The following is an 8,227-nucleotide window of genomic DNA, read 5'->3' on the forward strand; positions in this document are numbered from 1 at the left end:
GACTGATGCATTTTCAGAAGAAGCCTCTGGAGAAATTTCGAATAGTTTTGGTAGTTTTGGAACTAGAAAACATACTGTGAAATTGAGTACAGGACTACTTAATAATCATTTCGAGATTTCAGGACGTTTTTCTAAAATAGATTCCGACGGCTATGTAGATCGTGCTTTTACAGATTTGCGTTCTTACTTTTTACAAGGTGTATATAAAGATGGCAACACGTTGATTAAAGCCTTAACTTTTGGGAATAGAGAACAAACATATCAATCTTGGTTTGGATTAACGGCTAATCAATTGAAGGAAGACCGTCGTCAAAATCCATACACTTACGAGAATGAAACGGACAACTATTGGCAAGATCATTACCAATTGCATTGGAATGAGCGTTTTGATAACAATTGGTCTACTAATCTTGGGTTAAACTACACTAAAGGGAAAGGTTATTTTGAACAATTCAAACCTAAAGAATCTGCTGCGGATTTTAATAACTTAATTGAAGCTGATTCGGACGTTATTGTTCGTAGGTGGTTAGATAATAATTTTTATGTACTTAATGGTAATGTAACCTATAAGAAGAATGCATTAGAAATTATATCTGGATTATCATATAGTACTTATGATGGTGATCATTTTGGGGAAGTGATTTGGGGAAGTGATTTAGCTCCAAGCACTAATATTCGTGATCGTTATTACGAAGGCGGTGCTACTAAGAATGACTTTAGTGTGTTTTCAAAAGCCACTTTTAAGTTTGCTGAAAAATTTACTGGCTTTGTTGATTTACAAGGGCGTTTTGTGAACTATAAAACCAATGGATTAAATTCAAAAAGAAAAGCCTTTAATACCAATTCTGATTTTAGTTTTTTTAACCCTAAAGTTGGTGTCACTTATAAACATTGCAATTTTAATAGCTTTTACACGTCTTACGCAAGAGCAAACAGAGAGCCAAATCGTGATGACTTTAAAGGTGGCGTAACAGAAAACGAAACACTTAATGATATTGAGTTAGGGTGGCGTTATAATTCTCAGAGAGTTAGTGTAAATGCCAATATATATTATATGTTTTATCAAAACCAGTTAGTGTTAACTGGTCAGTTAGATGATGTTGGTAGTCCAATTAGAGCAACGAGTGGTAAAAGTTATAGATTAGGGTTAGAGATTGATGCTAATATTCAGTTCTCAAAAATGGTTAGTACATCTACAAATTTTACATTAAGCAATAATAAGAACAAAGATTTTAATTCTAATAATACTGGAGCTTTAGTTAATTTAGGAAATACTAATATATCATATTCTCCAGAATTAGTTATTGGTAATGCTTTAAATTTCTTCCCAACTGAACGTTTACAACTATCAGTATTAAGCAAGTACGTTGGCGAGCAATATATGGGGAATACCGATAATGATGAGTCTGTTTTAGAAAGTTATTTTGTGAATGATTTTAATATTTCATATGAAATCAAACCGAAATCAATTTTTAAATCTATTGTGTTGTCAGGTTTGGTAAACAATATTCTTAATAAGAAATATGTTTCTAACGCTAATGATTACGGTGGAGGCTATATTTATTATTACCCACAAGCAACAACTAATTTTTTGGTTGGTGCTACATTAAAATTTTAAATATATAATTAGGGACTAGAAGCGTAGTTGGTATTATGTTAACTGCGCTTTCCTAATTAAAAATTAAAAGCGTATTACCCGTTTTCTGGACACGGTAATTTTTTAAAGCACATCTTAAACCGTCATTACCTTCTATTGTTCCAGTAACAAAATTATATTTATTACCATCATCACAACCACATGTGCCATTTAATCCTGAAGGTATAAGCGCAGAACAACTACTAGGTGCATGATTAGGATCGCTAGCATCCCATGCATAAAAATCAACACCAGTACTGGCTACTATAATTCCAGCATTGCCTTCATTTGGAATATAAACTGAGTTTCCTGCAAAAGTTAGTTGACTGTATTGGGGTAAAGACAAATCTATGGTAAAATTGACTCCAATATCAAGTAAGAATCTACAGTTTTTATCATCAACAGAATTACCATTACAAGACACTAAAAACAGAATGCATATTAAGCTAAAAAATGGTTTCATAAATTTAAAAAAATTAAAATGCAATGTACAATAAAAAGTAAATTGACTTAAGTGTTTTGTGTTTTTCATTATGCTATTTTTATTTTTCAAATACAGATTAAGATAAAATGCTTTTAAAAACATATTATAACTATGTAATCAAAATTTTGTACTTTTGTTGTACAATCTCGTGCGAACGGGATTTTTTTATTTGCTGAATACTTCAAAGTATTAACTTGAAGTTTGTCAGCATCTTTTATTAAGTAAAACGATGAAGTTATGAGTAAAGTATCATACTATACACCTGAAGGATTAAAAAGATTAAGAGGCGAGTTAAAGGAGCTTAAAGATGTTGAGCGTGTAAAAGCATCTAGAGCCATTGCTGAAGCCAGAGATAAGGGCGATTTAAGTGAAAATGCAGAATACGATGCTGCTAAAGAAGCGCAAGGGATGTTAGAAATGCGAATTGCTAAGTTAGAAGACGCATTAGCTGGAGCTCGCGTTATTGATGAATCGCAATTAGATAATTCTAAAGTACTTGTGCTATCTAAAGTGAAAATAAAAAACCAAACCAATGGTATGGAAATGAATTATACTTTGGTTGCAGATGGTGAAGCAGATTTGGCTTCAGGGAAAATCTCAGTAAATTCTCCTATTGGAAAAGGGTTATTAGGTAAAGTAGTAGGTGATGTTGCAGAAATACAAGTGCCTAATGGTACTATGAAATTTGACATCATCGAAATAACGAGATAAATTAAATAATACAGGCTACTTTAATGCAGTAGAAGGTTTTAAAATAATAAAAATGTCTTCAATATTCACAAAAATAGTAAACGGCGAACTTCCATGTTATAAAATAGCAGAAACCGAAGATTTTTTAGCATTTCTTGATGTGAATCCAAATACTAAAGGGCATACATTGTGTATTCCTAAAAAAGAAGTTGATAAAATTTTTGATTTAGATGAAACTGCTTACAATGCCTTAATGATTTTTTCAAGAAGGATTGCCTTGGCTTTAAAAAAAGTGATTCCTTGTAAGCGCATTGGATTAAGTGTTATAGGTTTGGAAGTTCCTCACGCACATGTGCATTTAATTCCTTTACAGTCTATGGAAGATGCTCGATTTACTCAAAAAGTTAAATTGTCTCCAGAGGAATTTGAGGCCTTAGCCGAAGCTATTAAGGCGCAATTATAAATTTAAATAATATACTAGGAATAGAACCAAAGCGATCAACACAAAAAATGTGGATGTAGCAATCCATGATGTTTTTTTAAGGTAAGTAGATTTACTTTTAGGAGTAAAAGCTTTTTTTTGATATTCAAAAACACGATCAATATCATCGGTCCATTGTTCAGGGTAAATCACCGAATTACAAGTTTTACACGTAATTTCATGACTAATTTCAGAAGTAATAGATTTATAAAATTTAGTTTCTTTTACTTTTTGCTTAAAGATTAAGTGTAAACCGTTTTTACTATAACACTCTGGGCAATTATTGTTTAAAGTTACTTCCTTAATATCAATTAATTTTTCAGACATAATTCAGTATTTAGTTAGTACGTTTTAAACTTATTTGGATGGTACTACCTTTATCTTTTTCAGATTGTAGGACCTTAATTTTTCCGTTATGAAAATCTTCAATAATTCGTTTAGTAAGCGATAGACCTAATCCCCAACCTCGTTTTTTAGTGGTAAATCCTGGCTCGAAAATTTTATTAAAGTCTTTTTTTGAGAGCCCTTTACCAGTATCCGTGACACTAATTTTTACATCATTTTCAAGTTGTGAAATTTCAACAGTAAGTTTTCCTCTGCCTTTCATGGCATCAATGGCGTTTTTTACCAAATTCTCAATGGTCCAACTATAAAGTTGTTTGTTTAGATTTACGGGAATTTCTCCTTCAGGAGTTATAATATCAAAATCAATAAGTTTCGATGATCTCGTTTTTAAATAATCATAAGACTCAATAGTTTCTTTTATAATATCAGCATTTTCTAAAACAGGTATTGAACCTATTTTGCTAAAACGTTCTGTAATAGTTTTTAATCGGTCAACATCTTTTTCAATTTCAACAATGTAATCTGGGTTTACATTTTCGATTTTTAATATTTCAGTCCAACCAATTAATGAAGATAAAGGAGTTCCTATTTGGTGAGCTGTTTCTTTTGCCATACCCGACCATAATTTGTTTTGGGTGGCATTTTTACTACTGCTATAAAAGAAAAAAATAACAGCTCCAAATAATACAACTATAAGTATTAATGCAAAAGGATAGTATACAAGTTTGTTCAATAATGTTGAGTTTCCGTAGTAAATGGTGCTGTAAAGCGTACCATCGATTTTAACTTCTATAGGAGTGTTTTCTGTTTTAAACTTCAAAATCAATTTTTGAATGTATGCAGAATCTTTCACCTTGCTTTCATCAATATTATTGAAATCAAAACTACCGTCAGTATTAGCTTTTATCATTGGTGTAGTTTTGTTACTGGTAATCACCTTTAATGAAAGTTCTCCAATATTGCCATCGAGGTTGTCGGTTTTTAATAAATCAGATTGTGCAAAAGACCAATTTTCCATTTTTGTTCGCTCCTCATCTTTAAAATGCTGAAAAAACTCGTAAGTTTTCCATAAAATAAGGGATACAATAGCGAAGGAAGCTATAACAATAATCCAACGGAAAGCGTTGCTATGTTTTGTAAAAATCATTTAAAAAAGTAATTATCTGGTAATATAATGCAAATCTGTTAATATTATTGTTCAAGTTGTTAGTAAGTGGGCTTTTAGATGCGTTATAGTTTTATTACATTTTCTCTAATGGCAAATATTGATAAATTGTTGATAGAGGTAAACTTATGTTGAAAACTACTTTAAATTATCATGTTTTTTTTGATTAGTTTTGTTGAAATTAAAAAGACAAATGGCCTCATTAGATCCAAAAAGCTTATCAACCAGTAAATTACATGGTTATTTGTTGAGTGCTGTAGCTCCAAGGCCAATAGCTTTTGCAAGTACGCTTGATGCTGATGGAAATCCAAATTTGTCACCATTTAGTTTTTTTAATGTGTTTAGTGCAAACCCACCAATACTAATTTTTTCTCCGGCTAGACGTGTCAGAGATAATACAACAAAGCATACTCTAGAGAATGCTGAATTAACAAAAGAAGTGGTTATAAATGTGGTGAATTATGATATGGTTCATCAAATGTCATTAAGTAGTACAGAATATCCTGAGGGTATAAATGAGTTTGAAAAAGCAGGATTAACTATGTTGAAATCGGATGTTATAAAACCTTTTCGGGTAGCGGAAGCACCTGTTCAGTTCGAATGTAAGGTGAACGACATTATTAAGTTAGGAACTGAAGGTGGCGCAGGGAATTTAATTATTTGCGAAGTAGTTAAACTTCATATTGATGATGCGGTACTTGACGAAAATGAAGCCATAGACCAAAAGAAATTAGACTTAGTGGCAAGAGCAGGAGGAAGTTATTATAGTCGTGCTAAGGATGGTTTTTTTGAAATACCAAAACCCATAGTGACATTAGGAATTGGTGTTGATAGTTTTCCAGACCATGTTAAAAACAGTATGATTTTAACAGGAAATGATTTAGGGATGTTAGGAAATATTGAAACGTTACCTACCGAAAATCATATAAATACTTTTGTAAAAGAAGTTGGAGAACGTTATCCTAATATAAAAACGGCAACACACCGAGAGAAGCATAAATTAGCACACGATTATCTTAGTTTTGGAGATGTCGAAAGTGCTTGGAAAATACTATTAAGTTAAAATAATAATATAAATATAAAAACTAGTATATGGAAGTTCAAGGAAGAATTAAAATGGTTGGTGAAACTCAAACTTTTGGAAGTAATGGGTTTAGAAAAAGAGAAGTTGTAGTAACAACTGAAGAGCAATACCCACAGCACATTATGGTAGAGTTTGTTCAAGATAAAACAGATTTATTAAATAGCTATCAAGTCGGTCAGCAAGTTAAAATAAGTATCAACTTACGTGGTAGAGAATGGGTGAACCCACAAGGTGAAACGAAATATTTTAACTCGATTCAAGGATGGAGAATCGAAGCATCACAAGAGGAAGCGGCCGGAACAAATATGCCTCCAGTGCCACCAGCAGATGCTTTTGAGCCTGCAGGAGATTTAAAAGAAGAAGATCACGACGATTTACCTTTTTAATTAAAAATCCGTAATTCCCGCTAAGGCAGGAATCTTATAAAATCAACCTCAATGTTTATTCTAACGTTGAGGTTTTTATATTTACTTATACATGCAATACCTAAACGAAGATATCTGGTTTCCTGATGTTAATAAAGCTTCTCCTGAAGGCTTATTGGCAGTTGGAGGTGATTTGTGTGTCGAAAGGTTATTACTTGCCTATAAAACTGGTATTTTTCCTTGGTTTGATACTGAAGAACCTTTTTTATGGTGGGCTCCAGACCCAAGATTTGTATTGTTTCCAGAGAAATTAAAAGTTTCAAAAAGTATGAAGCAGATTATGCGGAACAACGAGTTTATAATTACTTTAAATAAAGATTTTGAACAAGTAATTACCGAATGTTCAAAAGCAAAACGTATTGGTCAATCTGGAACTTGGATAACAGATTCTATGGCTAATGCTTATATAAAATTGCACAAACTTGGTTATGCAAAATCTGTTGAGGTTTGGCAAGATAAAAAGCTTGTTGCTGGACTTTACGGCATTGATTTAAATAATGGTGTATTTTGTGGAGAAAGCATGTTTACTAAAGTAAGTAATGCTAGTAAAGTGGGATTTATCAGTTTTATTCAGAATACAAATTATAAATTAATAGACTGTCAGCTTCATACTAACCACTTAGAAAGCTTGGGGGCTGAGGAAATTTCTAGAGAAGCATTTTTGAAGTTTTTGTAGCGTCAAAATTAAAAATTTATAAAAATTCTCTAAAAGGATGTAATAATCTTTAACTTCTACCACTAATCATTAAAAACAATGTTTGAGTAACGATTTTTATATATCATCAATTTTACCCTATTCCGGAATAATTATAAAGATATGCAGGGCATATACTGATTCGCAAGAAGATTTCGAGGATTATTATCAAGAAGTCTGTTTGCAAATATGGAGAAGTCGAGATAAGTTTCGTGGCGACTCTAAATGGTCTACATGGATATATAGACTATCATTAAATATATGTCTGACCTTAATTAAGAAAAAGAAAAGAAATCGTCAACACCATACTTCAGATTATCAGATTCAGACTGAAGCCATAGAGGATGAGCTTACATTTTCTGATCAATCTCTTAACCTGTTATATGAAGCCATCAAACAACTATCAGAAATTGATAGAGCCGTTATTTTACTTTATCTGGAAGAAAAACCAAATAAAGAAATCGCAGATATAATTGGTACAACACCAAACAATATAGGCGTTCGTGTCAATAGAATTAAAGAAAGATTAAAAAAATTATTAGATGGAAAAATCAATTGAATCAATTTGGAAACAAGGTTTTTTAGAGAATGATGCTATGGTGGCACCAAAACTAAATAACCTCTACAATCAAAAATCCATTCATATTATAGATAAATTCAAAAGAATGTTTAAAATCAACCTAAATGCGTTGGTTATATTTTCTTTTTTTGTTTTAGTAGTTTCTTTTTTTGTGAAAATCCCAGTAATGGGTGTACTTATGTTCATTCTTTTTAATGTTATAGTTATTGTAAATAAAAGGCTGTTGAAAGGTTTAAATGATATTGATAAAAACGTGAGTAGTTATCAATATCTTAAGTCTTTTGATACTTGGATGAAGTCCCAAATTGAAGTTAATTATAAAATGTCGAGATATATATATCCATATATTTTTATAGCCATGGTTTCTGGCTTTGGGTTTTCTAGTCAATTTAGGGAGTCTTTAAACAGAATGTTAGGCGGTTATCAACCTTATATGGTATTCGACATACCTGTGTTTTGGGTACTCGCTATGATAGTAATTATAATATTATTAGCAATATTTGGAGGACGGATTTATAAATGGGATTTAAATATAGTTTATGGTCGTATTATAAAGAAACTAGATGAGCTTATTACCGATATGGAAGATTTAAGAGGGTAGTTTTGAATGTGTAAAAAAAATATTTCTTTTGAATTGTGTAAT

At 31.5% G+C, this 8,227-nt stretch carries 11 protein-coding genes; 8 read left to right on the forward strand and 3 right to left on the reverse strand.

Annotated features, from left to right (window positions below):
• The coding region (locus QZ260_RS06455) for a TonB-dependent receptor (RefSeq protein WP_295984160.1) at nt 1-1,618 on the forward strand (1,618 nt) is incomplete at its 5' end.
• Nucleotides 1,619-1,670: 52 nt separating this feature from the next.
• On the opposite strand, the gene QZ260_RS06460 is transcribed toward QZ260_RS06455, so the two are convergent.
• Nucleotides 1,671-2,099: a hypothetical protein gene (locus QZ260_RS06460; protein ID WP_295984161.1), complete on the reverse strand. Its 429-nt coding sequence runs from the start codon at nt 2,097-2,099 to the stop codon at nt 1,671-1,673.
• Between the two features lie 258 nt (nt 2,100-2,357).
• On the opposite strand from QZ260_RS06460, the gene greA reads away from it, so the two are divergent.
• A complete protein-coding gene (gene greA, locus QZ260_RS06465) occupies nt 2,358-2,831 on the forward strand; it encodes a transcription elongation factor GreA (RefSeq protein ID WP_295984163.1) in 474 nt (157 codons plus the stop codon).
• Nucleotides 2,832-2,883: 52 nt separating this feature from the next.
• Nucleotides 2,884-3,273, forward strand: coding sequence for an HIT family protein (locus tag QZ260_RS06470; protein WP_295984165.1), 390 nt, complete (start codon nt 2,884-2,886; stop codon nt 3,271-3,273).
• Here the strand turns inward: QZ260_RS06470 and QZ260_RS06475 are convergent.
• A complete protein-coding gene (locus QZ260_RS06475) occupies nt 3,268-3,618 on the reverse strand; it encodes a hypothetical protein (RefSeq protein WP_295984166.1) in 351 nt (116 codons plus the stop codon). The genes QZ260_RS06470 and QZ260_RS06475 overlap by 6 nt on opposite strands.
• A 10-nt stretch (nt 3,619-3,628) precedes the next feature.
• On the reverse strand, nt 3,629-4,783 hold the full coding sequence (locus QZ260_RS06480; protein ID WP_295984168.1) for a HAMP domain-containing sensor histidine kinase: 1,155 nt from the start codon (nt 4,781-4,783) through the stop codon (nt 3,629-3,631).
• Nucleotides 4,784-4,994: 211 nt separating this feature from the next.
• On the opposite strand from QZ260_RS06480, the gene QZ260_RS06485 reads away from it, so the two are divergent.
• The 5 genes from QZ260_RS06485 to QZ260_RS06505 all read left to right on the forward strand — a co-directional run bounded on the left by QZ260_RS06485 (nt 4,995) and on the right by QZ260_RS06505 (nt 8,185).
• Nucleotides 4,995-5,864, forward strand: a complete 870-nt coding sequence (locus QZ260_RS06485) for a flavin reductase family protein (RefSeq protein ID WP_295984170.1) — start codon at nt 4,995-4,997, stop codon at nt 5,862-5,864.
• A 29-nt stretch (nt 5,865-5,893) separates the two neighbouring features.
• Nucleotides 5,894-6,271 (forward strand): DUF3127 domain-containing protein, encoded by a 378-nt coding sequence (locus QZ260_RS06490; RefSeq protein WP_271756936.1) that lies wholly within the window; start codon nt 5,894-5,896, stop codon nt 6,269-6,271.
• Nucleotides 6,272-6,362: 91 nt separating this feature from the next.
• Entirely contained in the window at nt 6,363-6,986 is a 624-nt protein-coding gene (gene aat / locus QZ260_RS06495) for a leucyl/phenylalanyl-tRNA--protein transferase (RefSeq protein ID WP_295984173.1), read from the forward strand.
• Between the two features lie 82 nt (nt 6,987-7,068).
• Complete coding sequence (locus tag QZ260_RS06500) at nt 7,069-7,563, forward strand: sigma-70 family RNA polymerase sigma factor (RefSeq protein ID WP_295984174.1); 495 nt, start codon at nt 7,069-7,071, stop codon at nt 7,561-7,563.
• Nucleotides 7,547-8,185 carry a hypothetical protein gene (locus QZ260_RS06505; RefSeq protein ID WP_295984175.1) on the forward strand — a complete coding sequence of 213 codons (639 nt, stop codon included), beginning with the start codon at nt 7,547-7,549 and terminating at the stop codon, nt 8,183-8,185. Before QZ260_RS06500 ends, QZ260_RS06505 begins: the two co-directional genes overlap by 17 nt.
• Nucleotides 8,186-8,227 lie beyond the last annotated feature (42 nt).

The sequence above is a fragment of the uncultured Algibacter sp. genome (assembly GCF_905480415.1).
Lineage (GTDB): Bacteria > Bacteroidota > Bacteroidia > Flavobacteriales > Flavobacteriaceae > Algibacter_B.